The sequence below is a fragment of the Methylobacterium sp. AC832 genome, from assembly GCF_979256025.1.
This window is the reverse complement of sequence record NZ_CEEDMV010000002.1, coordinates 549,819-576,151: the sequence shown is the minus strand read 5'-3', so window position 1 is coordinate 576,151 and position 26,333 is coordinate 549,819. Positions and strand designations below refer to the sequence as shown.

Annotated in this window: 23 protein-coding genes and 1 tRNA gene; 16 read left to right on the top strand and 8 right to left on the bottom strand. The window is 65.9% G+C overall.

Annotated features, from left to right (window positions below; genetic code table 11):
* Positions 1 to 8 precede the first annotated feature (8 nt).
* Entirely contained in the window at positions 9 to 2,078 is a 2,070-nt protein-coding gene (locus AC0IXR_RS09875) for a hypothetical protein (RefSeq protein ID WP_471760576.1), read from the top strand.
* Between the two features lie 117 nt (positions 2,079 to 2,195).
* Here the strand turns inward: AC0IXR_RS09875 and AC0IXR_RS09870 are convergent, their stop codons facing one another.
* Both AC0IXR_RS09870 and AC0IXR_RS09865 read right to left on the bottom strand, forming a co-directional pair.
* Positions 2,196 to 3,437 carry a serine hydrolase domain-containing protein gene (locus tag AC0IXR_RS09870; RefSeq protein WP_471760575.1) on the bottom strand — a complete coding sequence of 414 codons (1,242 nt, stop codon included), beginning with the start codon at positions 3,435 to 3,437 and terminating at the stop codon, positions 2,196 to 2,198.
* Between the two features lie 183 nt (positions 3,438 to 3,620).
* On the bottom strand, positions 3,621 to 4,115 hold the full coding sequence (locus AC0IXR_RS09865) for a DUF427 domain-containing protein (RefSeq protein WP_471760574.1): 495 nt from the start codon (positions 4,113 to 4,115) through the stop codon (positions 3,621 to 3,623).
* Between the two features lie 235 nt (positions 4,116 to 4,350).
* On the opposite strand from AC0IXR_RS09865, the gene otsB reads away from it, so the two are divergent.
* Positions 4,351 to 5,103: a trehalose-phosphatase gene (gene otsB, locus AC0IXR_RS09860; RefSeq protein ID WP_056433270.1), complete on the top strand. Its 753-nt coding sequence runs from the start codon at positions 4,351 to 4,353 to the stop codon at positions 5,101 to 5,103.
* 126 nt (positions 5,104 to 5,229) lie between these two features.
* Positions 5,230 to 6,240 (top strand): glucokinase, encoded by a 1,011-nt coding sequence (locus AC0IXR_RS09855; RefSeq protein ID WP_471760573.1) that lies wholly within the window; start codon positions 5,230 to 5,232, stop codon positions 6,238 to 6,240.
* 9 nt (positions 6,241 to 6,249) lie between these two features.
* Here AC0IXR_RS09855 and AC0IXR_RS09850 read toward each other — a convergent pair whose 3' ends face one another.
* Together AC0IXR_RS09850 and purD are read right to left on the bottom strand one after the other, a co-directional pair.
* Entirely contained in the window at positions 6,250 to 6,420 is a 171-nt protein-coding gene (locus AC0IXR_RS09850; RefSeq protein WP_419953821.1) for a hypothetical protein, read from the bottom strand.
* A gap of 84 nt (positions 6,421 to 6,504) precedes the next feature.
* Positions 6,505 to 7,788 carry a phosphoribosylamine--glycine ligase gene (gene purD, locus AC0IXR_RS09845; RefSeq protein ID WP_471760571.1) on the bottom strand — a complete coding sequence of 428 codons (1,284 nt, stop codon included), beginning with the start codon at positions 7,786 to 7,788 and terminating at the stop codon, positions 6,505 to 6,507.
* Positions 7,789 to 8,365: 577 nt separating this feature from the next.
* Here purD and xseA point away from each other — a divergent pair.
* The 13 genes from xseA to AC0IXR_RS09780 all read left to right on the top strand — a co-directional run bounded on the left by xseA (position 8,366) and on the right by AC0IXR_RS09780 (position 22,172).
* Positions 8,366 to 9,991 carry an exodeoxyribonuclease VII large subunit gene (gene xseA / locus AC0IXR_RS09840; RefSeq protein WP_471760570.1) on the top strand — a complete coding sequence of 542 codons (1,626 nt, stop codon included), beginning with the start codon at positions 8,366 to 8,368 and terminating at the stop codon, positions 9,989 to 9,991.
* Positions 9,992 to 10,262: 271 nt separating this feature from the next.
* On the top strand, positions 10,263 to 10,490 hold the full coding sequence (locus tag AC0IXR_RS09835; protein WP_056433705.1) for a DUF4170 domain-containing protein: 228 nt from the start codon (positions 10,263 to 10,265) through the stop codon (positions 10,488 to 10,490).
* Positions 10,491 to 10,615: 125 nt separating this feature from the next.
* A complete protein-coding gene (locus AC0IXR_RS09830) occupies positions 10,616 to 11,560 on the top strand; it encodes a ribose-phosphate pyrophosphokinase (RefSeq protein ID WP_019903469.1) in 945 nt (314 codons plus the stop codon).
* Positions 11,561 to 11,829: 269 nt separating this feature from the next.
* Positions 11,830 to 12,540, top strand: coding sequence for a DUF1013 domain-containing protein (locus AC0IXR_RS09825; RefSeq protein WP_056433259.1), 711 nt, complete (start codon positions 11,830 to 11,832; stop codon positions 12,538 to 12,540).
* Positions 12,541 to 12,822: 282 nt separating this feature from the next.
* A complete protein-coding gene (locus AC0IXR_RS09820) occupies positions 12,823 to 13,275 on the top strand; it encodes a hypothetical protein (RefSeq protein WP_244477971.1) in 453 nt (150 codons plus the stop codon).
* 283 nt (positions 13,276 to 13,558) lie between these two features.
* Positions 13,559 to 15,289: a 30S ribosomal protein S1 gene (gene rpsA / locus AC0IXR_RS09815; RefSeq protein ID WP_056433243.1), complete on the top strand. Its 1,731-nt coding sequence runs from the start codon at positions 13,559 to 13,561 to the stop codon at positions 15,287 to 15,289.
* A 696-nt stretch (positions 15,290 to 15,985) separates the two neighbouring features.
* The gene (gene mqo / locus AC0IXR_RS09810) at positions 15,986 to 17,716 is read left to right on the top strand and encodes a malate dehydrogenase (quinone) (RefSeq protein WP_471760569.1); all 1,731 of its coding nucleotides are present in this window, start codon (positions 15,986 to 15,988) and stop codon (positions 17,714 to 17,716) included.
* Between the two features lie 434 nt (positions 17,717 to 18,150).
* The gene (gene sppA / locus AC0IXR_RS09805) at positions 18,151 to 19,131 is read left to right on the top strand and encodes a signal peptide peptidase SppA (RefSeq protein ID WP_056433234.1); all 981 of its coding nucleotides are present in this window, start codon (positions 18,151 to 18,153) and stop codon (positions 19,129 to 19,131) included.
* A gap of 78 nt (positions 19,132 to 19,209) precedes the next feature.
* Complete coding sequence (locus AC0IXR_RS09800) at positions 19,210 to 19,530, top strand: integration host factor subunit beta (protein WP_056433233.1); 321 nt, start codon at positions 19,210 to 19,212, stop codon at positions 19,528 to 19,530.
* A gap of 39 nt (positions 19,531 to 19,569) precedes the next feature.
* The gene (locus AC0IXR_RS09795; RefSeq protein ID WP_056433230.1) at positions 19,570 to 19,941 is read left to right on the top strand and encodes a LapA family protein; all 372 of its coding nucleotides are present in this window, start codon (positions 19,570 to 19,572) and stop codon (positions 19,939 to 19,941) included.
* 15 nt (positions 19,942 to 19,956) lie between these two features.
* A complete protein-coding gene (locus AC0IXR_RS09790) occupies positions 19,957 to 20,601 on the top strand; it encodes a phosphoribosylanthranilate isomerase (RefSeq protein ID WP_056433227.1) in 645 nt (214 codons plus the stop codon).
* A gap of 136 nt (positions 20,602 to 20,737) precedes the next feature.
* Positions 20,738 to 21,979, top strand: coding sequence for a tryptophan synthase subunit beta (gene trpB, locus AC0IXR_RS09785; protein WP_056433223.1), 1,242 nt, complete (start codon positions 20,738 to 20,740; stop codon positions 21,977 to 21,979).
* A 116-nt stretch (positions 21,980 to 22,095) separates the two neighbouring features.
* Positions 22,096 to 22,172, top strand: a tRNA-Met gene (locus AC0IXR_RS09780).
* A gap of 479 nt (positions 22,173 to 22,651) precedes the next feature.
* On the opposite strand, the gene AC0IXR_RS09775 is transcribed toward AC0IXR_RS09780, so the two are convergent.
* The 4 genes from AC0IXR_RS09775 to AC0IXR_RS09760 form a co-directional block, all read right to left on the bottom strand.
* A complete protein-coding gene (locus AC0IXR_RS09775; protein WP_471760568.1) occupies positions 22,652 to 23,725 on the bottom strand; it encodes a tartrate dehydrogenase in 1,074 nt (357 codons plus the stop codon).
* Positions 23,726 to 23,756: 31 nt separating this feature from the next.
* Positions 23,757 to 24,731, bottom strand: a complete 975-nt coding sequence (locus tag AC0IXR_RS09770; protein ID WP_461233902.1) for a 2-hydroxyacid dehydrogenase — start codon at positions 24,729 to 24,731, stop codon at positions 23,757 to 23,759.
* The gene (locus AC0IXR_RS09765) at positions 24,728 to 25,003 is read right to left on the bottom strand and encodes a hypothetical protein (protein ID WP_471760567.1); all 276 of its coding nucleotides are present in this window, start codon (positions 25,001 to 25,003) and stop codon (positions 24,728 to 24,730) included. Before AC0IXR_RS09765 ends, AC0IXR_RS09770 begins: the two co-directional genes overlap by 4 nt.
* 114 nt (positions 25,004 to 25,117) lie before the next feature.
* On the bottom strand, positions 25,118 to 26,281 hold the full coding sequence (locus AC0IXR_RS09760) for a mandelate racemase/muconate lactonizing enzyme family protein (RefSeq protein WP_056433205.1): 1,164 nt from the start codon (positions 26,279 to 26,281) through the stop codon (positions 25,118 to 25,120).
* Positions 26,282 to 26,333: the final 52 nt, after the last annotated feature.

Below are 26,333 nucleotides of genomic sequence, written 5' to 3'. Positions count from 1 at the left end.
GTCAATCCATGAATTTCAGCTTGAAATCCCTTGTCATCCTTGCGATTTCCGGAGCACTATCCGGGGAGGCCAAGGCAATCGATTCCGGCTTCTACAATGGCAGCCATGTTTGCAACGGCGCGTTGACGCTGGACGACTGGGAATTCCGACAGGAAGGATCGTCATTCGACGTCTTCTTTCGCAAGACGACGGCGTCTTCCTTCCAAAAGCTGGAGTTGGTCGGTCAGGATACGGATGGTGGTCTTCTCCTCGTCGATCGGCGCGGTCGCCCTTGGATCGCGGTGCGATTCGGGCAGAACGGCGACAGCCTCCAGGGGCGGTGGCTCACCGGCCAGGGCAAGCCGCAATCCGATTGCGAGCCGTTCACGCTCTCCCGGAGCGAGAGCGCGAAGGCTCGCATGGATCGTCTCTTCGGTCTGCTTGGCGAGACCCGTCCCTCCGTCGAAACGGTGCGGACCGTCGCCGAGGAACAGCAGAAACTCCCGCCGATCGACCTGCTGCCGGATCTGGACCAGCAAGCCTATCGCCAGCGCTATGCCGAGGCGGCGCCGAGCTTCTGGAGGCGCTTTTACGGCGCCGAGCGCAAGCGGCTCGCGGAACTTCCCGTCGAACCGCCGGACGCCCGTGATCGGGCCGTCGAGGAAATGCGTGCGGTGACGAGCCTCACGCTGGCGCCCGAGGGGTCGCTCGACCGAAACGGGGCAGCCCGCCAGGCAGCCCTGGACTTCCTGCGCATCGTCGCCGACCGCCTCGCGGCGAGCGGGCGACCGCTCGAGGCCCTGCCCGGGGATACCGTGTGCGAGCGAATGGCGACGTTCGGCTCTATCGACGTCGAGCGGCTCGAATTGGCGGTCGGTCTACCGGTCGAATACTGGGACCGTGCCTTCACGGAGGACCTTCTCCAGAAAGCCCAGTCCTGCAAGGACGGCAGGACCATCGGGCGGTTGCTGTCTCAATCCTATCCCGACATCGAGAAGCGCCGGAAGGCCGCCCTCTGGCTGCGCGAGGAGCGGGAGCGTCTCCTCGCGCTTCCCCTGACCCTGACGTCGTTCCGTGACACGAACGGGTTGCAGCTCAGCAGGGACGAACTCCGCCGAAACGACGTGTCGCGAATGGCCTATGACCGCTTCCTCGGAGCCCCGCTCGAAACCCGTCGCACCGAGATGGAGCAGGCCGCCGCTCGGGAGCTTCAGGAGGTGTTCGGCGGCGAGAGCCTCAAGAGCCTCCCCCTCAACGAGGCTCGCTCGCAATGCGACCGGCTCGTCGGCACGCAATGGGGCAACGAGGCCCTTTCGCGCCTCCACAAGACCTGCACCGGAATGGCGGAAGACTACGTGGCGAGAAGCGTCCGGCAGGTCTTCCAAGAGCAGGCCGGGCGGATCGAGGCCGCACCGAAGACGTTCGCAGGGCTGGAAGCCAACAACTGGTTCCTGATGGGCACAAGCGATGTGCGCGGGATCTATCCGCCGGCGGCCCTCGTCACGGAGTTCAACGGCAAGGTCGCCGAGGTCCGGGCCGAGGCCGTCCGCATTGCGACGGGCGAAGTCGACAAAGCCTTCGCGGCCGCCGATCCTGTGTCGGACGTCGCGGCCTCGCCCATCCTGCAATGCGGGCGCGGCATGATTCCGTCGCATGAGAGTCTCAGGCCACTCGTCCAGGCCTGCCAGGAGGGAAACCACGCCTTGGTCGCCCGGCGCGACGAGCTCCGGTGCCAGGAAGCCCTCAAGGCGTCCGGCGGCGGCTCCGGCCTGCTGGACGCCGCGATCAGGCCGAAAGCCGCAGCGGGCAACAGCTTCCGGGTCCGTCAGCTCGTCTGCGAGGCCGCCAGGCAGAAGATCACGGTCACCTTCCCCACCTCCGGCATGTTGTGGTGGTCCAAGCAATATGTCGAGGCGCGGCTTCCGGCCGAGAGAGGCCGCGACCAGGTCCGCGCCCTACGCTGGCTCATCGAGCCTGTCGCCGATGCGAAGGGAGAATGGGCGATCTCCAGGCTCGAATCCAAGACAGGGGAGGTCGCGCTGCCCTTCCCCGAAGACAGCCTGCTGCCCTGCCTCGCGCGGCAAAGCCTCTGCCGCTGACCTCTCTGCGCGACCTCGACACCGGGGCGGCCGAAATGGGTCTTTCGTCACGCCGGCGATACCGGCTCGCGCTGCCCCGGATCCCCGATCCGGGACGATGCCTCGCCCGAACCCCCGTCACTCCACCAGCGCGGCGTAGGTCAGCACCCGCAATTCCCGTCTGATCGGCAGGGCCGAGGAGGGGATGAGTTGGGCCAGCATCACCACGGCGAGATCCTCCGCCGGGTCGATCCAGAACGAGGTGCTGGCCAAGCCTCCCCAGGCGACCTCGCCGGGGGTGCCGACGATCTGCGCCCGCGCCGGGTCGAGCATGACCGAGAAGCCGAGCCCGAAGCCGATTCCCGTATAGGAGGATTCCGAGAAGCGCGGCTGGCCCATCAAGGCGAGGTCGCCGCCCAGATGGTTCATTAGCATCAGCTCCACCGTCTTGCGGCCCAGGAGCCGCACGCCGTCGAGGGCGCCGCGCCCGAGAATGAAGCGGCAGAAGCGCATGTAGTCCGACGCGGTCGAGACGAGGCCGCCCCCGCCGGAGGCGATCGCGGGCTTGGCGGAAAAGCGGCTTCCCACGGCATCGTCGTAGAGCTTGAGGCTGCGGTCGCGGAACAGGCTGTAATTGGCCGCCAGCCGGGAGACCTTGTCGGCGGGCACGTAGAAATCCGTATCGACCATGCCGAGCGGGTCGATGACCCTGGTCTTCAGGAAATCGCCGAAATCCTGTCCCGAGACCACCGCGACGAGGTGGCCGAGGAGGTCGGTGGCGACGCTGTAGTTCCATTCCGCGCCGGGCTGGGCGAGGAGGGGCTGACGCGCCAGCCGGGCGACCACCTCGGCGAGGCTCGCATCCTGGTTCTCGCCGAAATCGACGCCGTTCTGCCGGTAGAGCGCGTCGACGAGGGTCGCCTCCATGAAGCCGTAGGTGAAGCCCGCCGTATGGGTGAGGCAGTCGCGGATGGTGATCGGGCGCTCGGCCGGCACGGTCTCGGCCTTCACCCGGTTGCCGCCGGTGAAAACCCGCATGTCGGTAAATTCGGGCAGGAAGCGGGTGATCGGATCGTCGAGCTGGAAGCGCCCTTCCTCGTAGAGCATCATCACCGCCACCGAGGTCAGCGGCTTCGTCATCGAGTAGATTCGGGTGATCGTATCGGCGGCAAACGGAGTGCCGCGCGCGATGTCGGCCAGGCCATGGGCACGGAAGAAGGCGGTCTCCCCGCGCCGCGACAGCATCACCGAGAGGCCGGCGAGCTTGCCCTCGGCCACCAGCCTGCGCATCCAGCCATCGACCCGCTCGAGCCGCTCGGGGCAGAGACCGAGGGCCTTCGGGTCGGTTACGGGCAAGTCCTGTACCGGGGTGTCCTGCATGCGCGCTTCTCCATCTTCACCGCCCTCGCGCGGCCGTCTCGTCGAACCTGAGCCCGGCCTTTAGAGCATCGTTCGGCGCCATGGGTACCGGTATTTGCCGGCTGTCGGTCAAACGCCGAAGAGCCGTCGCATGGCGCATCGAAGGGCCGTCGCGTAACGCATGGAAAGCGCGGGACGTGGCACTCACCAGCCCATGCTGCCCGGTCCGCCCTTGAACGGGCCGACGACCTCCGGCGTGATCCAGCCGCCATAGAAGCCGCCGGGCTGCGGCTCGGCCTTCACGTCGCCGACGAAACAGGCCTCCATCGCCCCGGCATAAAAGGCGACGAAGCCGGCAATGGCCGTGAAATCCGGTGTGGGTTCCGGGTAGGCCCAGGCCGCGCCCGGCGCCCGATGGCCGCCGGCCAGGACATCGTGGACGACGGCGCGGCCCTTCCATTCGCAGATCCCCGCCATGATGGGCGGCCCGAGCACGCCATCGGCCACATCGCCGGGGGGCAGGTAATAGGTCGGCGGATGGCTGGTCTCCAGCACGCGGTACCCGGCCACCGTGTCGGCGACGGTCGCACCGGCGAACACCACGCGCAGGCGCCGGGCCACGCGCTCCAGCCGCGGCGGGCGCGGATAATTCCACACGCTTTCCTGGCCGGGGCCGAAGGGCAGGGGGGTGGGGTGCATCGGAATCATCCAACTTCTAAGGCGTATCAATGGGTTACCGGGAGAACACCCTTCCGGAAACGGGAGACCGTTTTCGCGATGGGGGCCGGCACGCAGGCGATATTCGAGACGCGGCGTTTGCGCGTGGCGCGGGCCATGCTAGCCCGGCTCGCGACGCGGATGATAGAAATTCGGCCGCTCCGATGGATCGGCCGTCTCGGTGAGCCGGCCATCCCGAGCCAGACACCCTGGGACAATGCCTGTGACGGATTTCGCCCTCTTTCTCGATTTCGACGGCACCCTCGTGGAGATCGCTCCCCGACCCGACCAGGTGGTGGTGCCCCCGGAGCTCGCGCCCGCGCTCCTGCGCCTGCGGGACCGGCTCGGCGGAGCGCTCGCCATCGTCACCGGCCGCCCCATCGCGGTGATCGACGACTTCCTCTCGCCCGCCAGGTTCGATGTGGCGGGCCTTCACGGGGTCGAGCGGCGGGTCGACGGGGTGGTGTCGGGAGGCAGCGCCGAGGATCATCCTGCCCTGCGCGCCCGCATCACGGGGTTGAAGGACGCCGTGCGCGACCTCGAATCCGTACTGATCGAGGACAAGGGCGCCTCCGTCGCGGTGCATTGGCGCCTCGCCACGCCCACCGACGCCGCGCAGGCGGAGGAGGCCGTGAAGGCGGCCGCGGCCGATCTCGGTGACGCCTATCGGCTGCAGCTGGGCAAGGCGGTCGGCGAGATCGTCCCGGCTTCTGCGACCAAGGGCCATGCCATCCGCGCCCTGTCCGAGGCGCCGCCCTATGCCGGCCGCCGCGCGATGTTTCTGGGCGACGACCTCACCGACGAGAAGGCCTTCGCCGTGGTCAACGAGGAGGGCGGCGTCAGCGTCCGCATCGGCGGCAGCGACACCATCGCCACGCGGCGCCTCACCGATCCCGATGCGGTGCGCGCGCTGATCTATGCCTGGGCCGACGGCGCGCCGATCGATCCCGACGCCCTGCCGCCCGCCTGAGGGCGCGACTGGCCGCGATCCCGCATCGGGGCCGGTGCCGCAGACCAGACCGTGACGCCCCGCACCCGCATCGAGGGCGGGCGAGATGTGAAATTCCGGATTCCAGCGCGAAGGACAACCGCACGCATGTTCGAGTTCCCGGTCCTCGTCGGCGATATCGGCGGCACCAATGCCCGCTTCGCGCTCGTGCCGGAGGCGGGCGCCGGGGCGGAGATCGTCGGCCATGTCCCGACAAACGCCTTCCCCAACCCGAGCGCCGCGATCCGGTCCGTTCTCGAAAAGTATGACGGACCAGCGCCGCGCTCGACGATCCTGGCGGTCGCCGCCCGGATCGATGGCCCCGCCGTCCGTCTCACCAATGCGAACTGGGTCATCGAAGGCGCGCGGATCGGCCGGGATTTCAGTCTCTCGCGGGCGGTGGTCGTCAACGATTACGTCCCCGTCGCCGCCGGCGCCGTGGATATCGCCCCCACCGACCTGACGCCGATCGGCCCCTATCGTGATGGCGGGCTGAAGGGCGACCAGGGGACGAGGCTCGTCCTCGGCCCCGGCACCGGCTTCGGCGCGGCGGCCGTCATCCCCTACGCGGACCGTCTCGCTATCGTCTCCACGGAGGCCGGCCACGTCGATTTTGGCCCCACAGATGCGGCCGAAGAAGAGATCTGGCGGTATGTGGAGCGTATCGAGGGGCGGGTGACGGTGGAGGCGCTGCTCTCGGGACCCGGCCTCGCGCGGCTCTACAAGGCCATCCATCTCGCCCGCACCGGCCAAGAGGCGGTGGACGCCGAGCCCGCCAAAGTGACCGATACGGGTATCGACGGCAGCGACCCGGTTGCGGCCGAGGCCGTCACACTGTTCGCCAAGCTGCTCGGCCGAGTCTGCGGCGACCTCGCCCTGACCTTCCTCGCCACGGGCGGCGTCTATGTCGGCGGCGGCATCGCCCCGCGAATCCTGCCCATCCTGAAAAAGGGCGATTTCCGGCGGTCCTTTGAGCATAAGCCGCCCTTCGTCACGCAGATGGAGGCGATCCCCACCAGCGTGATTTCCGTCCAGGATCCAGCCTTTTCCGGTCTCGCCGCCCTGGCCAACCGGCCCGAGGTGTTCGTGTATCACGGGCAGGTCTGGACCGAGGACTGATCCGGGCGGCTACTCGTCCGACTCGTTGTCGACGTTCTGCTCCGCCTCGTCGTAGGTGTAGCCTTCGAGCCAGTCGGCGCTGTTCTGCGATCCGGCGGGGTAGGGGTTGGACGCATCCGCCTGGCCGGCGATCTTAGCAGCCTTGCCCTCTTCCATCACGGTCTTCGAGACGTAGCCCATCGGTCGATTCCTCCGCGCCGGCGCGATACCGGCCGTCACCGTGCAAGATGAGCGAGCGCCCGGAATTTCAAGGGCGCGGCTTCGTCAGATGCCGTCCCCCGCCACTTCGCGGGCCACAGCCCGCCGGCCGATGTCCCGGCGGCAGAAGCCCTCGGGCCAGTCGATCCGCGACACCGCCGCATAGGCGCGGGCCTGGGCCTCCATCATGCTGTCGCCGGTGGCCGTCACCGCCAGCACCCGGCCGCCATCGGCGACGATACGGCCATTCTCCGCCCGCGTGCCAGCTTGGAACACGATGACCGCGTTGTTGGCGCCGGCTTCGGCGATCCCCCGGATCGTCGAACCGCGCATCACCGCGCCGGGGTAGCCGGCCGCCGCCATCACGACGGTCAGGGCCGCGCGATGAGCGTCGAACTGCAGGGTGATGCCGGTGACGTCGCCCTCGCAGGCGGCGAGCAGGGCCGGGACCAGATCGGAGGCGAGACGGGGCATCAGCACCTGCGCCTCGGGGTCGCCGAAGCGGGTGTTGTACTCGATGAGCTTCGGGCCATCGGCCGTCAGCATCAGCCCGGCATATAGGATGCCGGTGAAGGGAGTCCCGCGCTCGCGCATTCCCGCCAGGGTCGGGGCGATGATCGTCTCCATCACCTCCCGTTCGAGGGCGGGCGTCAGGATAGTGGCCGGGGAATAGGCGCCCATGCCGCCGGTATTCGGGCCGCGATCCCCGTCGAAGACGCGCTTATGGTCCTGCGCCGTTCCGATCGGCACGGCGCTCGTCCCGTCGCAGAGGGCAAAGAAGCTCGCCTCCTCGCCGAACAGGCACTCCTCGATGACGATCTCACCACCCGGTTCGCCAAGCATGGAGCGGACAGCGTTCTCCGCCTGATCCAAGGTCTCCGCCACCACGACGCCCTTGCCGGCGGCGAGCCCATCGGCCTTCACCACGATGGGCGCGCCGGATTGCGCCAGATAGGCGAGGGCAGCGTCCTGATCGGTGAACCGGGCGAAGGCGGCGGTCGGGATGCCGCGTTCCGTGCACAGATCCTTGGTGAATCCCTTCGAGCCTTCGAGCTGCGCCGCGGCCTTGGTAGGTCCGAAGGCACGGATACCGGCCGCCTGGAGATCGTCGACTAAGCCCGCAACCAGCGGCGCTTCCGGCCCGACCACCACGAGGCCGATCCCGGAGGTCTCGCAGAACTTCTTCACCGCCTCATGATCGGCGACAGCGAGATCGGGACGGTTCTCGCCGTACTCGGCCGTACCCGGATTGCCCGGGGCCGTGAACAGGCGGGTGCAAAGCGGACTTTTGGCGATCGCATAAGCCAGCGCATGTTCGCGTCCGCCGGAGCCGATGAGGAGGATGTTCATAAGTCACGCTTCGAAGGGCACGGAAGGCATGGCGAGATGCCGAACCGGTATGGACAAGAGCCTGCACAATGCGCCGAATGGCTCTCCACCATAGCATTGTCCCGGCCTCGCAGCGCCGCCCCCTAAGCATCCCGGCATGGCGTTTCCCCCGAAAAGCAGGGGATGGAAAGTCCCGGCCACGGTCCCGGTCGCGGATTCCCGTGATTTCTAGCATGCTTGGCACGCACGAAATTCATTCCCCAACCGCATATGATCGATGACAATCGGAGGAACGATGCCGGCTGTCCCCGAGTTGAATATCGTCATGCCAGGATGTCGCCACTCCGCTTCCCCGCCAATGGCCCCGACGCCGGGGTCGGGAGTGCGTTTGTCGCAGTTTCTTCAAAGCGGTCGCGTCACCGTCAAGGCCGCTAATGACAATCGCCCATCCCATATTCCGGCGTTTTGGCCTTGGGCCGTGGCTATTGGTGTCGCGCCGGTGCTGTCGGGCATCCTACTCCTGGCCCTGATCTTCTGACGCTGCCTGCTCGCTCCGGGGTTTACCCGCGTCCGTGCCGAGCCTAGCGTCCGCCGCGACATGGCCCTCGTTCCTCCTCCATCAACGTCTCCGCCGATCTCCAATGCTCCCGAATGGTCGGTGGGGGATCTCGCCTCGGCCCTGAAGCGAACGCTCGAGGACGCGTTCGGTCATGTCCGGCTGCGCGGCGAGATTTCCGGCTATCGCGGCCAGCATGGCTCGGGCCACGCCTATTTCTCGCTGAAGGACGGGACCGCCAGGATCGACGCGGTGGTGTGGAAGGGGACTTTCAACCGCCTGCGCCAACGGCCGCAGGAAGGCTTGGAGGTGGTCGCCACCGGCCGTATCACCACCTTCGCCGGTAAGTCCTCCTACCAGATCGTCGTCGAGACCCTCGAGCCGGCGGGGATCGGCGCCTGGATGGCCTTGCTGGAGGAGCGCAAGCGTGTCCTCTCGGCGGAGGGGCTGTTCGCGGCCGAGCGCAAGCGCGCGATTCCCTACCTACCCCGGGTCGTCGGGGTCGTGACCTCTCCCACCGGTGCCGTCATTCGGGACATCCTTCACCGGCTGGAAGACCGCTTTCGGAGGCCGGTCCTCGTCTGGCCCGTACGCGTCCAGGGGGAGGGCGCGGCCGAGGAAATCGCGACCGCCATCCGCGGCTTCAATGCGCTTCTCCCGAACGGCGCCATCCCACGGCCGGACGTGCTCATCGTCGCCAGAGGTGGCGGCTCGATCGAAGATCTCTGGCCGTTCAATGAGGAAATCGTGGTCCGTGCCGCCGCGGAAAGCGCCATTCCCCTGATCTCGGCGGTAGGCCACGAGACCGACACCACCCTCATCGATTTCGTCTCGGACCGACGTGCACCGACTCCCACCGGAGCCGCCGAGATGGCCGTTCCCGTGCGCGCTGATCTCGTCGCCGAGATCCGCGACCTTGGTCATCGTCAACGCGAAGCCGTCCAGCGCAGGCTCGACCGTGAGGGTTCAGACCTACGCGCGCTTCTCCGCGCCATGCCGGGCGCGGATGCGTTCCTGTCGGCAAAACGCCAACGCCTCGACCTTGCCGAGGCCCGGCTCATGCCGGCGCTCGCTGGCAATGCGCGCGATTACCGGGTTCGTTTCGGCCGCCTGCTCGACAGGCTCGGGCGTCATCCGCCGGAATTGCGCCTGACCCAGGCGCGTGGTCGGCTCGCCCTGGTGGCCGATCGTCCCCATTCAGCCCTGCGGAACTACGCGGCGCGCAAAGGAGAGGCCCTAGCCTATCTCGGCCGCCGCCTCGTGTTCGCCCGTGAGCAAACCCTCGTGCGTGCTCGGTCGGAGGCGGTTCGCCGACAGGAGCGACTCGGCGCACTCGACGCTCGCCTGGGACAGGCAGCCCGTCGCCTGCTCGAGCGGCGAGCCGACCGGCTCGCAAGTTTCGCATCGCTCCTCGGGTCGTTGAGCTATCGCGCGGTTCTTGCGCGAGGTTTTGCCCTCGTGCGCGACGAGGAGGGAGCGCCGATCCGCGCCGCCGCATCGGCGATGCCGGGGCAGCGCCTGAGCCTCGAATTCGCCGACGGCACGCTTCTCGCCCGGACGGAGGCTTCGGATGCTCCGACGCCGGGAGGAGCAGAGCCTCCGAAGCGCAAGCGACAGTCGCGGAAAACAGTGGAAACACCGCCGCAGCAATCCCTGTTCGAGCTGTGACCCGATCACGCCGTGGGTCCTGTCGAGCAAGTCCTGCCACAGACGCATGGCATGGCCGTGAACCTTGGCGCGAGCGATGCGTCTTAGCCCGCCGTGGCTCGCAAGCCGTCGAGAACACCGCTAAAGGCATCCGCTGAAGTCTCGCCGCTGGGGAGCAAAGCCGCCAACGGAGGGATTTTCCTGAGAAACGGCTGAAATGCATGGCGGCGCGTCGAAACACGACCTCAGCACCGCCCGTATCGGCCCTGCGCAGGCTTGCCAAGGAGAGACGATGACCACCACGATCGACAGCGGACAGAAGCTACACCTCGTCTTCGGCGGCGAGCTCGAGAACCTCGACGGCGTCAACTTCCGTGACGTGAAGGGGCTCGACATCGTCGGAATCTTTCCGGACTATGCCTCCGCGCAGAGCGCCTGGAAATCGAAGGCACAGGCCACCGTCGACAGCGCTCAGACGCGCTATTTCATCGTCCATCTCCATCGCCTGCTGGAGCCATGATCTGTGCAGGGCATCCCCCAATCATAAGTGAAGGCATTGTGACGCCGGGGCGGGGGTTGTAATGGGTGCCGCGCCGATGGGCCGGTATCTGGCGCGGCTGGAAAATGTGAGATGAAGACGGCGGCATGAAGTCCTCGATCAAGATCATCGCTGGAAATGCCAGCCGTCCGCTTGCGGAGGCGATCTCCGCCTATCTCGAGCTTCCCCTGGCCAAATGCATGGTCCGTCGCTTTGCGGACATGGAAATCTTCGTCGAGCTTCAGGAGAATGTCCGCGGCGAGGATGTCTTCATCGTTCAATCGACCTCGTTCCCCGCCAATGACCACTTGATGGAGTTGCTCATCATGATCGATGCGGCGCGGCGCTCCTCGGCGCGGCGCATCACGGCGGTGATCCCCTATTTCGGCTATGCCCGACAGGACCGTCGCACCTCCGGCCGCACGCCGATTTCGGCTAAGCTTGTCGCCAACCTCATCACCGAAGCCGGCGCCGACCGCGTGATGACACTGGACCTCCATGCAGGCCAGATCCAAGGCTTCTTCGACATTCCCACCGACAATCTTTTCGCCGCGCCGGTGATCGTGCGCGACATCAAGGAGCGTCTCGACCCGAAGGAATGGATGGTGGTCTCGCCCGATGTCGGTGGTGTGGTCCGCGCCCGCGCCATCGCCAAGCGCATCGACGCGACACTGGCCATTGTCGACAAACGCCGCGAGCGCCCCGGTGAATCGGAAGTGATGAACATCATCGGCGAGGTCGAGGGCCGTTCGTGCATCCTCGTCGACGACATCGTCGATTCCGGCGGTACGCTCGTGAACGCCGCAGAAGCCCTGCTGAACGCCGGCGCCAAGGATGTGTCAGCCTACATCACCCACGGGGTGCTCTCGGGCGGCGCCGTCTCCCGCATCGCGGCTTCGCGGATGAAAGAGCTGGTGATTACCGATTCGATCCAGCCGACACAGGCGGTCAAGCTCGCCCGCAATATTCGCGTGGCCACCATCGCGCCGCTGCTCGGCGAGGCCATCGGTCGGACCGCGACAGAATCGAGTGTGTCGAGCTTGTTCGTCTGATTGGCCCGATGCCTGACCGATACGGCAGCGGTCATCGTCCGCTGGCCAAGTTACGGCGCTCGACGCCAAAATCTCAGGGACCTCGCGTCGCGCGGGTCCTCCGTCGGCGGTGACCGGACGCGAAGGCAATTGCGCGCTCTTCTGCCGCCGCCTATATACGCTGATCCCCTTTTGAGAGCGTGAGACGGGACTTCCGGATCGATTCATCCGGAGCCTGCGGACCGATGCCCGGCGCCGCCCGTTCCCCGCTAACGTCGGAGCCACAGAGCATGTCCCAAGGTCCGCTAATGCCGAAGGCGACCGCCGTCTGGCTGGTCGAGAATACCTCGCTCGCCTTCGAGCAGATCGCCGATTTCTGTAAGCTTCACCCGCTCGAAGTGAAGGGTATTGCCGACGGCGAAGTCGCTGCCGGGATCAAAGGCCTCGACCCGATCACCACGGGTCAGCTTACCCGCGACGAGATCGAGAAAGCGCAGAAATCTCCTAATTACAAGCTGAAGGTTGCCGTCTCGAAGGTGAAGTTGCCGGAGGTCAAGCGCACCACCAAGGGTCCGCGCTACACCCCTCTGTCACGGCGCCAGGACCGGCCGAACGCCATCCTCTGGCTGCTCCGCAACCACCCGGAGTTGAAGGATGCGCAGGTCATCCGCCTCGTCGGCACCACCAAATCGACGATCCAGCAGATCCGTGAGCGCACCCACTGGAATTCGAGCTCGCTGCAGCCGATGGACCCGGTGACCCTTGGTCTCTGCACGCAGATTGATCTCGACTTCGAGGTTCAGCGCGCCGCCAAGGACCGACCGGCCGTTCTGCCGACCGATGCCGGCGCGACCCTGTTGCCCACAGAGGTGTCCACCGCAGGCAGCTACGAAGAGGCGGACGAGCATCATCGCAACGAACGCGACGAGAAGCTCAACGCGGATTCGGTCTTCGCCAAACTCAAGGGCATGCGCAACACTGAGGATGACGACGAGGAATAAACGTCACCTCGACGACACCACAACCCAATCGAATCTTCCCGAGGGCGCTGCTGTTGCAGCGCCCTTCTTCGTGTTGGTGCACCGCATGATCGCCAACCATAAGAAAATGCGTAATATTGATCCTCCTCGATCCACGGGGACACTTTTTCGGGGCGGATAATGGCCTCTCGCGAGACGGGACACGATGTGGCGGAGCACCAGCCGGGCAGCCACGGATTCGGACCGGACATCCTGGTGACAGGATCACTCCCTGACGCGGCGACCGGGGATGTTGTCCCGCGCATGGCAGCGTCGGAGCCTGTGACCCTGGCGGAGTCGTTGATGAGCGAGGAGGGCTGGAGCCCGCTGAATTTCGACGAGACTGGGCCAAACCCGCCCTACTTACGCATCGGCGGCAAGCTCTCGATGACGCTGACGGAATATGAGCCGTGTTTTTCGTCGTATAGCCGGGATCGCATCCTGTTCCGATCCAAGGTTTCGATGGCCGAGCATTTGCGGAAATACGATCAGATGATGATTGATCCGCTCGCCTTCGAGGAATGTTTCGGCCCTGGCGAGGGGACCGACGCGACATTCCCGTTCGGCGCTTGGCTTACGATCCGCAAGGTTGGATTTTCCGGCATCGAACTCTGGGATAAGGGCCGGGGCGATGTGGTTCTTCCACTTGAGGCACTCTCGATCGCCTCGGCGATCTGGCTGCGCCACGCCGAGACGCCTCGCTGGATGCTCACCTGATCGCCCCACCCACCAACGATCCGAAGCGTTATGTTGCCGAAACGCACGAGATCAGGTATGGGAGCGCCGTCCTCCAATCGGATTCGACTGCGCGCGGGCGTCTCGTCCCGTCACCGGCCCGTTGGAGAATGGCCCTCGACCATCGCTTCATGTTGCGTTGGCCCTCCTACGGGGGGTGAGCCTGTCGGATCCCATCAGGGGCCGCGGGCGGTGATCGCCGAGGGTGCCCCGTCACACGAACCGCCGACGCCGGCCTCGCACGAGAGGCCTGTCAGGAGACAGAATGACCGCTGGTAACGCCCTGCAGCGTAGCCCGAGCCGCGACGACTTCGCGGCTCTCCTCGAGGAGAGCTTCCTCGAGCACGAGATCACCGAAGGGTCCGTCGTCAAGGGTCGCGTCGTCGCGATCGAAAAGGACGTGGCCGTCATCGACATCGGCGCTAAGACGGAAGGCCGTGTCGCCCTCAAGGAATTCAACGGCCCCGGCCGCGAAGGCGAACTTGCCGTCGGCGACGAGGTCGAGGTCTATGTCGACCGCATCGAGAACGCCCTTGGCGAGGCCGTCATCTCGCGCGATAAGGCACGCCGCGAGGAGAGCTGGGTCAAGCTCGAGAAGGCCTTCGAGGCCAATGAGCGCGTCACGGGCGCGATCTTCAATCAGGTCAAGGGCGGCTACACCGTCGATCTCGATGGCGCCGTGGCCTTCCTGCCGCGCTCGCAGGTCGATATCCGTCCCGTGCGCGACGTCACGCCCCTTCTCGGCACCCCGCAGCCGTTCCAGATCCTCAAGATGGATCGTCGCCGCGGCAACATCGTCGTATCGCGCCGCACCGTCCTCGAAGAGAGCCGCGCCGAGCAGCGCTCCGAGCTCGTGGCCAACCTTGAAGAAGGCCAGGTCATCGACGGCGTCGTCAAGAACATCACCGAGTACGGCGCGTTCGTCGACCTCGGCGGCATCGACGGCCTGCTCCACGTCACCGACATGGCATGGCGTCGTGTGAACCACCCGTCCGAGGTCGTGACCATCGGCCAGACGGTCAAGGTCAAGATCATCAAGATCAACCACGAGACCCACCGCATCTCGCTCGGCATCAAGCAGCTGCTCGCGGATCCGTGGGAGGGTATCGCCCAGCGCTACCCGGTCGACGCCAAGCTCAAGGGCCGTGTCACCAACATCACCGATTACGGTGCCTTCGTGGAGCTGGAGCCGGGCATCGAAGGCCTGATCCACGTTTCCGAGATGTCCTGGACGAAGAAGAACGTCCATCCGGGCAAGATCGTGTCCACCTCGCAGGAAGTGGAAGTGCAGATCCTCGAGGTCGATCCGGTCAAGCGTCGCATCTCGCTCGGCCTCAAGCAGACCCTCCAGAACCCCTGGGAGGCCTTCGCCGAGCAGCATCCGGTCGGCTCCGAGGTCGAAGGCGAGGTCAAGAACAAGACCGAGTTCGGTCTGTTCATTGGTCTCGACGGCGACGTCGACGGCATGGTTCACCTGTCGGATCTCGACTGGAACCGCCCCGGCGAGCAGGTCATCGAAGAGTTCAAGAAGGGCGATATGTTGCGCGCCCAGGTTCTGGACGTCGATGTCGAGAAGGAGCGCATCTCGCTCGGCGTGAAGCAGCTCGGCGGCGACCCCTTCACGGAAGCCGGCGAACTCAAGAAGGGTCAGATCGTGACCTGCGAAGTGGTGGAAGTGAAGGATTCGGGGGTCGAAGTTAAGATCGTCGACACCGATCTCTCCACCTTCATCCGCCGGGCCGAACTCGCCCGCGATCGTGGCGACCAGCGTCCCGAGCGTTTCGCCGCCGGCGAGAAGTTCGATGCCCGCGTGATCCAGTTCGATCGCAAGGCGCGTCGGGTCCAGCTCTCGATCAAGGCCCTGGAAATGGCCGAGGAGAAGGAGGCGATGGCCCAGTTCGGCTCCGCCGATTCCGGCGCCTCCCTCGGTGAGATCCTCGGTGCTGCCTTTAAGAAGGCCCGCACCAGCGACGACAAGGACGACGCGCAGGACTAAGCCCCGCGAAGATACGAATGGCGTCCAGCTCGTTCGAGCTGGGCGCCATGTCTCGGAACGCCCGCGCGGGATCGTCTCTCGCGCGGGCGTTTTCGTGTCTTGGTACGAGACCTCATGACAGGACGGTTTCAAAACGCGACGTTTGAACGGATTGCGGCATCCTGCAGATTGTTGACCGCCGGCCCATCGGCTAGGAACCGGGCGACCGAAGAAACGGCTCGAACTGCACACGCCACTTTTCGAGACATAGCCGGTGCCGGACACTCGTCTGCAGTGGCAGCCACGTATGACATTCGGGTCGCACTTTAATCAGCTGAAAACAGCACTCACGTTTCATCGGCGGTGGTCGGCCATAAGCTCGTGCCGGCTCGCCATGATTCGGACCTCTTCGGGCCTTGGACACATAGCCCCATCTCAAGACGTCGCATCGAGGCCTGTTCTATAAGTGTTCCAGAGAGAAAATCGGAACACCGAAACGTTCGACGAGACTGATAAATAATAGCTGGAAGACTATCGCCGATCCCTTTACCGACCAGGGTCAGCGAGGCATCGATCCGGCAGACTGGTCAAGCCAGCACACCGGGCAAGAATGCCCATGGGAAGAAGCGCTCCTCCGATCCTCTCGATCCGATGCCCTGGACGGACAGACGTCCGATGAGGGTCCTCCGGACGTGTTCTGCAGAACGAGGTATGGCGATGAGCGCCGATAATAACGATACGAGCCCGTCCAACGGCGCTTCCTCCACCACGCCTGCCCTGAACCGCAGGCAGATTCTTGGCACGGCCCTGACCGGAATGGCGGCCGTGGCAATGCCCGGCTCCCTGGTCCTCGCTGCCCCTCCAGCAAAGAAGGTTGATGTCCTTCTGATCGGCGGCGGCATCATGAGCGCCACCCTCGGCGTCTGGCTGCGCGAACTCGAACCCAACTGGTCGATCCAGATGATCGAGCGTCTCGATGGCGTGGCGAAGGAGAGCTCCAACGGCTGGAACAACGCCGGCACGGGTCATTCCGCCCTCGCGGAGCTCAACTACACGCCCGAGAAGAAAGATGGGCAGATCGAGATCGCCAAGGCCGTCGAGATCAACGAGGCCTTCCAGGTCACCCGCCAGTTCCTGGCGTGGCAGGTTCGCAACGGCGTCCTGAAGAACCCGCGCTCCTTCATCAACTACACCCCGCATATGAGCTTCGTGTGGGGCGACGAGAACATCGCGTTTCTCAAGAAGCGTCATGCAGCGCTCAAGGCGAGCCCCCTCTTCGCCGGCATGGATTATTCGACCGATCCCGAGCAGATCCGGAAATGGGTTCCCCTGATGATGGAGGGCCGCGATCCCAAGCAGAAGATCGCAGCCACCTGGACCTCTTTGGGCACCGACGTGGAGTTCGGCGAGATCACCCGCCAGTTCGTCGCGCATCTGCAGAGCCAGCCGAATTTCGACCTGCAGGCCTCGTCCGAGGTCCGGACCATCGACAAGAACCCCGACGGCTCCTGGCGCGTGGTCTCTCGGAACCTCAAGGACGGGTCCGAGCAGAGTATCGACGCCAAGTTCGTCTTCATCGGCGCTGGCGGCGGATCCCTGCATCTCCTGCAGAAATCCGGCATTCCGGAAGGCGAGGATTACGCGGGCTTCCCCGTCGGCGGCTCGTTCCTCGTCAATGAGAATCCGGATGTGACGACGCAGCATCTGGCGAAGGCCTACGGCAAGGCCTCGGTCGGCTCGCCGCCGATGTCCGTTCCGCATCTGGACACGCGCGTCCTCGACGGCAAGCGCGTCCTGCTGTTCGGTCCCTTCGCGACCTTCTCCACCAAGTTCCTGAAGGAGGGCTCCTATTTCGACCTCCTCTCCTCGACGACCACCAGCAACGTCTGGCCGATGGTTCGCGTGGGCGTGGATGAATATCCGTTGGTGGAGTATCTGGCCGGTCAGCTGATGCTCTCGGACGATGACCGCATCGCCGCTCTGCGTGAGTATTTCCCCAAGGCCAAGAAGGAAGAATGGCGCCTATGGCAGGCGGGCCAGCGCGTGCAGATCATCAAGCGCGACAAGGACAAGGGTGGCGTTCTGAAACTCGGCACGGAGATCGTCAGCGCGAAGGACGGCAGCATCGCGGCGCTGCTCGGCGCCTCCCCGGGCGCGTCCACGGCCGCTCCGATCATGCTGAAGGTGCTGGAGAAGGTGTTCGCCTCGAAAGTTTCGTCTCCTGAATGGCAGTCGAAGCTTCGGCAGATCGTCCCGAGCTACGGATTGAAGCTGAACGACGATCCGGAACGGGTCACGCAGGCCTGGGCCTATACGAGCGAGCAGTTGCAGCTGCCGTCTCCTCCGCAGATCGACGTCGAGGCACTGAAGCAGACGCCGGTCAGCAACACCGTCCTCAACAGCAACCGTACCACCACGACGAAGCCGGTCCACGACCTCGCTCCCTGAACGAGCGAAGCCAGACGCTGAAATCCTCCGATGTCGCCCGTTCGCCCTCGGAGGATTTTGCTTGGGTTGAACGATCGAAGCGACAACCCGTCGCCGCGCCGGCACGACGCCTCCGCTTCGACCGATCCTAATACCACCCATCGGGCCCCGTATCCCTCGAGGCAGTGTCCTGACGCCGCGCGTCCGGCCAACGAGTGCTCTTGCCGGTCCGCAGAAGGGAGCGCTAGAACACGGCCCTGCTTTCGCGTCCCCCCGGGCTTCGGCGACCTTCCGGCGGAAGGACGTGTGAGCTCCCAAAGGTTTGGTGCAAACCACCGGCGGGTGTGAAACAAGTCTTGACGGGCGGAGGGGTGCACCATGGATGCACGCCTCCTTGCCCATGAGCGAAGAACCGGCCGAAACGGGCGGAAACGTTAAGGGAACGGGACGATCGCATGGCTGCAGACGCCGAACTTCTGATCGATCGTCGGCGCCTGCGCCGCAAGCTCTCCCTCTGGCGCGTCGTGGGAATCGGCGGATTGATCGTCGCCGTCGGTGCGGTGGGCTACCGGGTCCGGGGCAATGACGGGTTCGGCTTCCCAGCCGTGAAACCACAGATCGCGCGAATCTCCATCGGTGGCTTCATCGCCGGCAGCGAATCGACGACGAAGCTGATCGAGCGCGTCCGCGATGCCAGCGCCGTGCAGGGCGTCATCGTCTCGATCTCCTCGCCGGGCGGCACAACCACCGGCTCTGAGGAACTCTACCGCAACCTACGCTCGCTGTCCGAGAAGAAGCCGATGGTGGCCTTCGTCGATGGCACGGCGGCCTCCGGCGCCTATATCGCCGCCATCGCGGCCGATCATATCGTCGCTCGGGAAACCGCCCTGGTCGGCTCCATCGGCGTGCTGTTCCAATATCCCGATCTGTCCGGGCTGCTCGACAAGGTCGGCGTCAAGGTCGAGTCGGTGAAGTCGTCGCCCCTGAAGGCCGAGCCATCCGGCTTCACCCCGACCTCGCCCGAGGCACGGGCCGCCCTGGCCTCCGTTGTGGGCGACACCTACGCCTGGTTCAAAGGCCTCGTCTCCGAGCGGCGCAAACTCTCCGAGAAGGAATTGGCGACCGTTTCCGACGGGCGCGTCTTCAGCGGCCGCCAGAGCGTTCCGTTGAAGCTGGTGGATAGCGTCGGCGGCGAACGTCAGGCGGTGACTTGGCTCGAGGCGGAGCGCAACGTCGCCAAGGGCCTGCCCATCCGTGATTGGAAGCCCAAATCCGAGAGCGACTTCAAACTCTGGTCGGCTCTCGGCACGGGCGCCGATCTCCTTGGCATGGGCGGTCTCGCGACGCGCCTGCGTCAGGTCGGCGACGAGACGGCGAGCATCGCGCAAGGGGGAATGCTGGCTCTCTGGCGTCCGGCCTCAACCGATGCGCCTTGAGGGCGACGCCGAATCACCCCGGCCTGGATCACGTCCGCAGGGGTGCCGGAACCGCATGAAGTCAGGGAAGACCGCCGCATGATCAAGTCGGAGCTCGTGCTCAGGATCGCAGAGCAGAACCCGCATCTCTACCAGCGCGACGTGGAAACCCTCGTGAAGGCGATCCTCGACACGATCGCGGAAGCCTTGTCACGCGGCGACCGGGTAGAGTTGCGCGGCTTCGGCGCTTTCTCGGTCAAGCGTCGTGATGCGCGCCGCGGGCGCAACCCGCGCACCGGTGAGCCCGTTGCCGTCTCCGAGAAGGCCATCCCCGTGTTCAAGACGGGCAAGGAGATGCGCCAGCGACTCAACGAGGCCGGCATCGGCGCAGAGGAGCCCTCCGAGAATGAGGAATCCTGAGCCCATGCAAAGCCTCGTCCTACCGACCGGAGTGTCTCGATGATCCGCTTCTTCAAGGGTTTGGTGCTGCTTCCCGTCGCGATCGTGGTCGTGGCCCTGGCCGTGGCGAACCGGGAGGTCGTCCGCCTGTCCTTCGATCCGTTCACGGCGGACACGCCGGCCTTCAGCCTGCCATTGCCACTCTACGTCCTGATCTTCGCCTCTGTCGCCATCGGCATTCTCTGCGGCGGTATCGGCACCTGGCTCGGCCAGTCCGGCACCCGGCGCACGAGCGCCGCCCGCCGCCGTGAGATCCGTCGCCTGGAGGGCGAGACCGAGCGTCTGAAATCCCGCGTCGCGGCCAGCGAGCCCACGCCGGCCGAGCGTTATCCCGGCCAGGACGGCCGCGTCGCGCTCCCCGCCCCGCGCTAGAGGCCAAGCGCAGCCATGTCGTCGATCCGCGTCAAGATCTGCGGGCTCAGTACCCCCGCGGCCCTCGACGCAGCGCTCTTGGCGGGGGCTGACCTTGTCGGCCTCGTGCATTTCGCGAAGAGCCCGCGTCATGTCGACTTCGAGACGGCGGGTCGGCTGTCGGAACAGGCGAAGGGCAGGGCGGAGCGGGTCATCCTTCTCGTCGATCCCGACGATGCTCTGATCGATGCGGCCCTGAGGGCCGTCGATCCGGATTGGATCCAACTCCACGGCCATGAGACCCCGGAGCGGGTCGCGGCCATCCGTGCCCACAGCAATCGCCCCGTGATGAAGGCGCTCGGCGTCTCGACGCGTTCGGATCTCGACGTTCTCTCCGCCTATGAAGCGGCCGACCGCATTCTCCTCGACGCGAAGCCTCCGCCCGACGCGGCCCTGCCGGGCGGCAACGGCATTGCCTTTGATTGGGACATCCTCGCGGGGCTGGACCTGCCGGCGGGGACGATGCTGTCCGGCGGCCTCGCTCCCGGCAATGTTGCCGAGGCCCTCCGTCGGACGGGCCTTCGCGCTGTCGACGTCTCTTCGGGGGTCGAGACCCGGCCGGGAGAAAAGAGTTCCGAGCGCATCGGAGCCTTCATTGCGGCGGTTCGGACTGGCGAATAGCGTCCGATTTCACAAATCGACGCGTTCGCCGCATTGTAGCCGCCCCCCGCACGGGTCTAGGCATTGGCGCAACCCCATACCGAACGCACAGGCCCGGCGGCGATCCGCCAGCCGACGACGTGAAGGACGACTGACCTTGACCATCGCCCCCTCTCCGAACTCGTTCCGCAACGGACCGGACGAGCGCGGCCGCTTCGGCATCTTTGGCGGACGCTTCGTCGCCGAGACGCTGATGCCGCTCATCCTCGATCTCGAGAAGGCCTATACGGAAGCGAAGGCAGATCCGTCCTTCCAGCAGGAGATGAACGGCCATCTGACCCATTATGTCGGCCGTCCGAGCCCGCTCTACTATGCCGAGCGCCTGACCGAGCACCTGCGCGCGGCATCGGCCCCGGGTCACGGAGCCAAGGTCTTCTTCAAGCGCGAGGAGTTGAACCATACCGGTTCGCACAAGGTGAACAACGTGCTCGGTCAGATCATGCTGGCCCGCCGCATGGGCAAGCCCCGGATCATCGCCGAGACGGGCGCCGGGCAGCACGGGGTCGCCACCGCCACCCTCTGCGCCCGGTTCGGCTTGAAATGCGTCGTCTACATGGGCGCCGTCGACGTAGCGCGCCAAGCGCCCAACGTCTTCCGCATGAAGATGCTCGGCGCCGAGGTGATCCCGGTGGAATCCGGCACCAAGACCCTCAAGGACGCCATGAACGAGGCGTTGCGCGACTGGGTCACCAACGTCGCAGATACGTTCTACTGCATCGGCACGGTGGCCGGCCCGCATCCCTATCCGGCGATGGTGCGCGATTTCCAATCGATCATTGGCCGGGAGACGAAGGAGCAGATGCTGGAGATGGAAGGGCGACTGCCCGACTCGCTCATCGCCTGTATCGGCGGCGGCTCCAACGCCATGGGGTTGTTCCACCCGTTCCTCGACGACCGCGAGGTGGAGATCTACGGCGTCGAGGCCGCCGGCCACGGCATCTCGTCGGGCCTGCACGCCGCCTCCCTCTCCGGCGGGAAGCCGGGAGTGCTCCATGGCAACCGAACCTACCTTCTTCAGAACGAGGACGGCCAGATCGCCGACGCCCACTCGATCTCCGCCGGCCTCGATTATCCCGGCATCGGCCCCGAACACGCTTGGCTGCACGAGGCCAAGCGCGTCACCTACCTCTCGGCGACGGATTCCGAGACGCTGGAAGCGTTCAAGCTGTGCTCGATGCTGGAGGGCATCATCCCGGCCCTGGAGCCGGCTCACGCCCTCGCCAAGGTGTTCGAAATCGCGCCGACGAAGCCGGCCGAACACCTGATGGTGCTCAATCTCTCGGGCCGTGGCGACAAGGACATCCCGCAGGTGGCCGAAATCCTGGGAACCCGCCTCTGAGAAAACCGCAACGGGGAGCTCGCAAGTGGCAAACTCCCCGTTGACACCCGAAGGCGGATTTCTTTATACCGCCGATCTCTTCAGGGGCGCCTGCACCGCGCGGGTTCCTTTGTTGTGGCGGGGTAGCTCAGTTGGTTAGAGCAGAGGAATCATAATCCTTGTGTCGGGAGTTCAAATCTCTCCCTCGCTACCAATCATTCCTAGTCGTTAGATCGACCTAGCCTTTGAGCCCTGGACCTCTGGTCCGGGGCTTTTTGGTTCTCTGAGAGGTATCTGCCGGACAGCGCGAACAATCGGGACGTGGTGTTCACCTGACGGCATCGATGGGCAGTTTTTGCGTGGCCCCTGCCTGGTATCCTCAGTCTCGCTCGCGATGCTCCTCAGCGATGATCCCATGGCGCTTCGTCCCCACTCGCCACTCATCGGCGCAATCGGGAGGCCACGACCTCGTTCGGTACGGAGGGCTAGGTCGACCTTAGTGTAGATTGATCTTGATCGCGGGAACCGGACGCTCGGTCGTCGCCCCGAATGGAAGTCACAGGTGGACTTCAACCGGCTGTTTGCCGGGAGCGGACGACGAAAGTACCGGCGCCGGAAGGTCCGACGCCGGTCTGATCGAGTATGCGGCCTTCGGCGTCGGTGGCCGCGTCCTGCCGTTCCAGCCGGATGCCCTTATCCGAGGGCTTCTTCCACCGCCCTGCCGCAGGCTTCGGTATCGGCGTTGCCGCCGAGATCGCGGGTGCGCAGGGTCCGCTCGGAGAGGACGCGCTCGATACCTGTGACGATCTCCCGGGCGGCCTCGGGCTCGCCGAGATGCTCCAGCATCATCGAGCCGGACCAGATCTGGCCGATGGGGTTGGCGATGCCCTGGCCGGCGATGTCGGGGGCCGAGCCGTGCACCGGCTCGAACACCGAGGGGAAGAGCCGCTCCGGGTTGATGTTGCCGGAGGGCGCGATGCCGATCGTGCCGGTGCAGGCGGGTCCGAGGTCGGAGAGGATGTCGCCGAACAGGTTCGAGGCGACAACCACGTCGAACCGGTCCGGGTTCAGCACGAAATGGGCCGTCAGAATGTCGATATGGTACTGGTCCCAGGCCACGTCCGGGTAGGCCTTGGCCATCTCCTTCACCCGCTCGTCCCAATAGGGCATCGTGATCGAGATGCCGTTGGACTTGGTGGCCGAGGTCAGGTGCTTCTTCGGGCGGCTCTGGGCCAGCTCGAAGGCGAATTTCAGGATGCGGTCGACGCCGTGGCGCGTCATGATCGTCTCCTGCAGGGCGAATTCGCGGTCCGTGCCGGCGAACATGCGCCCGCCCGCATTCGAGTATTCCCCTTCCGTGTTCTCGCGGACCACCCAGAAATCGATGTCGCCGGGCTTGCGGTCGGCGAGCGGGCTCTTCACGCCCGGCATCAGGCGCACCGGGCGAAGGTTGGCGTATTGGTCGAATTCCCGCCGGAACAGGATCAGCGAGCCCCAGAGCGAGACGTGATCGGGCACCCTGTCCGGCATGCCGACCGCGCCGAAGAAGATCGCGTCGTGACCGCCGATCTGCGTCTTCCAGTCCTCCGGCATCATCCGGTTGTGCCGCTCGTAATAATCGCAGCTCGCGAAGTCGAACCAGTCGAACTCGAGGCTGAAGCCGTGGCGCTTGGCCGCCTTCTCGAGGACGCGCACGCCCTCCGGCACGACCTCCTTGCCGATCCCGTCGCCCGGAATGACGGCGATGCGATAGTGGCGTGATGTCATGGGAATGGCGCTCCGCGGATGGGTTTGGGGATCAGGCGGCGCTCGGCGGCCAGGGCGTCTCGGCGACGGGGGTCACCGGCCCCCGACCCTCGAACCAGGAAACGAGGTTGTCCACGAGGAGGTTGCCCATGGCACGGCGGGTATGGTGGGTGGCCGAGCCCACATGCGGCAGCAGGACGACGTTGTCCAAGGCAATGAGGGCGTCGGGAACCCGGGGTTCGTCCGCGAACACGTCGAGGCCGGCCGAGTGGATCGCGCCCTGCTGCAGGGCCGCGATCAGGGCGTCCTCGTCGACGAGGCTGCCGCGCGCCACGTTGATGAGGATACCGTCGGGGCGGAGTGCGCCCAGCACCTCCGCGGTGACGAGGGGTCCGGCTCCGCCGCCGGGCGCGACGACCACAAGGACGTCGCAGGCCCGCGCCAGCTCGACCGCGCTCGGGTGGTAGTCATAGGCCACCTCGGGTTGCCGGCGGCGGCCGTGATAGGCGATGGCGCAGCCGAATCCATCGAGGCGCGTGGCGATGGCATGCCCGATCCGCCCGAGGCCGAGGATGCCGATGCGGCGCCCGCGCAGGGAGGGCGAGAGCGGAAACGGGGCTTTCGGCCAGGCGCCCGAGCGGAGATAGCGGTCGGCCTGTGGGAGGCGGCGGACGGTGGCGAGGAGCAGGCCGAGGGCGAGGTCGGCGACCTCCTCGGTGAGCACGTCCGGGGTGTTGGTGACGACGGCGCCCCGGTCCTTGGCAGCCGCGACGTCGATCGTGTCGTAGCCGACACCGAAATTGGCGACGATCTCCAGGGCGGGGAGGCGCGCGAAGAGATCGGCTCCCGCCGGCGCCTGTCCTCCCACCACCACGCCGCGGATGGCCGGGCCGACCTCCGCCAGGAACGCGTCCCGATCGGTGGCCCGATCGAGGCGGTGGAGGACGAAGCGCTCCTCGAGGGCCCGGATCGTATCGGGAAGGATCGCCTTAAGCAGCAGGATCTCCGCCTTCGCATGCGCTGTCATGGGGCCTCTTCGCAGTTGCGTGTTCCGTGGAGGTGGCGCTCCCGCTCCGGGGCGAAGCCACCTTGTGCTTTCCGCCAACGGAGGGTGGACCGCAACCCGGAGCCGACCCGCTCGGCAAGACCGCGTTGCGCCAATCCCATACAGGCCGCGAGGACTGTCTCGTTCCTCTGGCCGCGCGGAAGGCCGGACCTGACCTTGACCACCGTGGCGCTGACGAAATCTTCGGTCAAAGCGGACAGAACGGCTCGCTCCTCATCACTGAGCGGTCGCATCGTACGGATTTCCTCGACACGTCGGTTCCCGGAAGACGGCCGCCGCCCGGAGCCGGGCGACGGCGGTGGAGGCCGTGCGGGGCCGGATCGCGCCCCGCACGGATCGGTCGCCGCTTACTCGGCGAGTTCGCGCATGACCTTGATCAGGTCCGACTTGCCCTCGAAGCCGATGCCGGGAAGCTCCGGCATGACGATGTGGCCGTCCTCGACCTTCACCCCGTCCGGGAAGCCGCCATAGGGCTGGAACAGGTCCGGGTAGCTCTCGTTGCCGCCCAGCCCGAGGCCGGCCGCAATGTTGAGCGACATCTGGTGACCGCCATGCGGGATGCAGCGCTTGGGCGACCAGCCGAACTGCTCCAGCACGTCGAGGGTGCGGAGATACTCGACGAGTCCGTAGGAGAGGGCGCAGTCGAACTGCAGGTAGTCGCGGTCGGGCCGCATGCCGCCGTAGCGCAGGAGGTTGCGGGCATCCTGGTGCGAGAACAGGTTCTCGCCGGTCGCCATCGGGCCGGGATAGAACTCGGAGATCGCGGCCTGCAGGGCGTAGTCGAGGGGATCGCCGATCTCCTCGTACCAGAACAGCGGGTACTGGCGCAGCATCTTGGCGTAGGCGATGCCCTGTTCGAGGTTGAAGCGGCCGTTCACGTCGACGGCGAGCTGCGCCTGCGAGCCGATCTCCTTCAGCACGGCCTCGATGCGGCGCTGGTCCTCCTCGATCGGCACGCCGCCGATCTTCATCTTCACGACGTTGTAGCCACGGTCGAGGTAGCCGCGCATCTCGGCACGCAGCTGGGTGTCGTCCTTGCCGGGATAGTAATAGCCGCCGGCCGCGTAGACGAAGACGCGCGGATTGGCCTCGACGCCCTTCTGCTCGGCGAGCATCCGGAACAGCGGCTTGCCGGCGATCTTGGCGGTGGCGTCCCAGATCGCCATGTCGAGGGTGCCCACCGCCACCGAGCGCTCGCCGTGGCCGCCGGGCTTCTCGTTGGTCATCATCGCCGCCCAGAGCTTGTGCGGGTCGAGATTGTCACCGGCCTCGTTGAGCACGCTCGCAGGTTCGGCCTCGAGGATGCGGTTCTTGAAGCGCTCGCGGATCAGGCCGCCCTGGCCGTAGCGGCCGTTGGAATTGAAGCCGTAGCCCACCACCCGGCGGCCGTCGCGCTCCACATCCGTGACCACGGCCACGAGGCTGGCGGTCATCTTCGAGAAGTCGATATAGGCGTTGCGGATGGGCGAGGAGATCGGCTTGGTGATCTCGCAGACGTCGACGATACGCATGGTGGCTCTCCTTGAGGTGCGAAGGGATTCGCGCGGGGGGAAGGGACGGAAG

What these genes read in the sequence shown, in the direction of transcription:
- AC0IXR_RS09875 (WP_471760576.1), top strand. Translation starts at nt 9, where the DNA reads ATGAATTTCAGCTTGAAATCCCTTGTCATCCTTGCGATTTCCGGAGCA.
- AC0IXR_RS09870 (WP_471760575.1), bottom strand. Translation starts at nt 3,437, where the DNA reads ATGCAGGACACCCCGGTACAGGACTTGCCCGTAACCGACCCGAAGGCC.
- AC0IXR_RS09865 (WP_471760574.1), bottom strand. Translation starts at nt 4,115, where the DNA reads ATGCACCCCACCCCCCTGCCCTTCGGCCCCGGCCAGGAAAGCGTGTGG.
- otsB (WP_056433270.1), top strand. Translation starts at nt 4,351, where the DNA reads ATGCCTGTGACGGATTTCGCCCTCTTTCTCGATTTCGACGGCACCCTC.
- AC0IXR_RS09855 (WP_471760573.1), top strand. Translation starts at nt 5,230, where the DNA reads ATGTTCGAGTTCCCGGTCCTCGTCGGCGATATCGGCGGCACCAATGCC.
- AC0IXR_RS09850 (WP_419953821.1), bottom strand. Translation starts at nt 6,420, where the DNA reads ATGGGCTACGTCTCGAAGACCGTGATGGAAGAGGGCAAGGCTGCTAAG.
- purD (WP_471760571.1), bottom strand. Translation starts at nt 7,788, where the DNA reads ATGAACATCCTCCTCATCGGCTCCGGCGGACGCGAACATGCGCTGGCT.
- xseA (WP_471760570.1), top strand. Translation starts at nt 8,366, where the DNA reads ATGGCCCTCGTTCCTCCTCCATCAACGTCTCCGCCGATCTCCAATGCT.
- AC0IXR_RS09835 (WP_056433705.1), top strand. Translation starts at nt 10,263, where the DNA reads ATGACCACCACGATCGACAGCGGACAGAAGCTACACCTCGTCTTCGGC.
- AC0IXR_RS09830 (WP_019903469.1), top strand. Translation starts at nt 10,616, where the DNA reads ATGAAGTCCTCGATCAAGATCATCGCTGGAAATGCCAGCCGTCCGCTT.
- AC0IXR_RS09825 (WP_056433259.1), top strand. Translation starts at nt 11,830, where the DNA reads ATGTCCCAAGGTCCGCTAATGCCGAAGGCGACCGCCGTCTGGCTGGTC.
- AC0IXR_RS09820 (WP_244477971.1), top strand. Translation starts at nt 12,823, where the DNA reads ATGGCAGCGTCGGAGCCTGTGACCCTGGCGGAGTCGTTGATGAGCGAG.
- rpsA (WP_056433243.1), top strand. Translation starts at nt 13,559, where the DNA reads ATGACCGCTGGTAACGCCCTGCAGCGTAGCCCGAGCCGCGACGACTTC.
- mqo (WP_471760569.1), top strand. Translation starts at nt 15,986, where the DNA reads ATGAGCGCCGATAATAACGATACGAGCCCGTCCAACGGCGCTTCCTCC.
- sppA (WP_056433234.1), top strand. Translation starts at nt 18,151, where the DNA reads ATGGCTGCAGACGCCGAACTTCTGATCGATCGTCGGCGCCTGCGCCGC.
- AC0IXR_RS09800 (WP_056433233.1), top strand. Translation starts at nt 19,210, where the DNA reads ATGATCAAGTCGGAGCTCGTGCTCAGGATCGCAGAGCAGAACCCGCAT.
- AC0IXR_RS09795 (WP_056433230.1), top strand. Translation starts at nt 19,570, where the DNA reads ATGATCCGCTTCTTCAAGGGTTTGGTGCTGCTTCCCGTCGCGATCGTG.
- AC0IXR_RS09790 (WP_056433227.1), top strand. Translation starts at nt 19,957, where the DNA reads ATGTCGTCGATCCGCGTCAAGATCTGCGGGCTCAGTACCCCCGCGGCC.
- AC0IXR_RS09775 (WP_471760568.1), bottom strand. Translation starts at nt 23,725, where the DNA reads ATGACATCACGCCACTATCGCATCGCCGTCATTCCGGGCGACGGGATC.
- AC0IXR_RS09770 (WP_461233902.1), bottom strand. Translation starts at nt 24,731, where the DNA reads ATGACAGCGCATGCGAAGGCGGAGATCCTGCTGCTTAAGGCGATCCTT.
- AC0IXR_RS09765 (WP_471760567.1), bottom strand. Translation starts at nt 25,003, where the DNA reads ATGCGACCGCTCAGTGATGAGGAGCGAGCCGTTCTGTCCGCTTTGACC.
- AC0IXR_RS09760 (WP_056433205.1), bottom strand. Translation starts at nt 26,281, where the DNA reads ATGCGTATCGTCGACGTCTGCGAGATCACCAAGCCGATCTCCTCGCCC.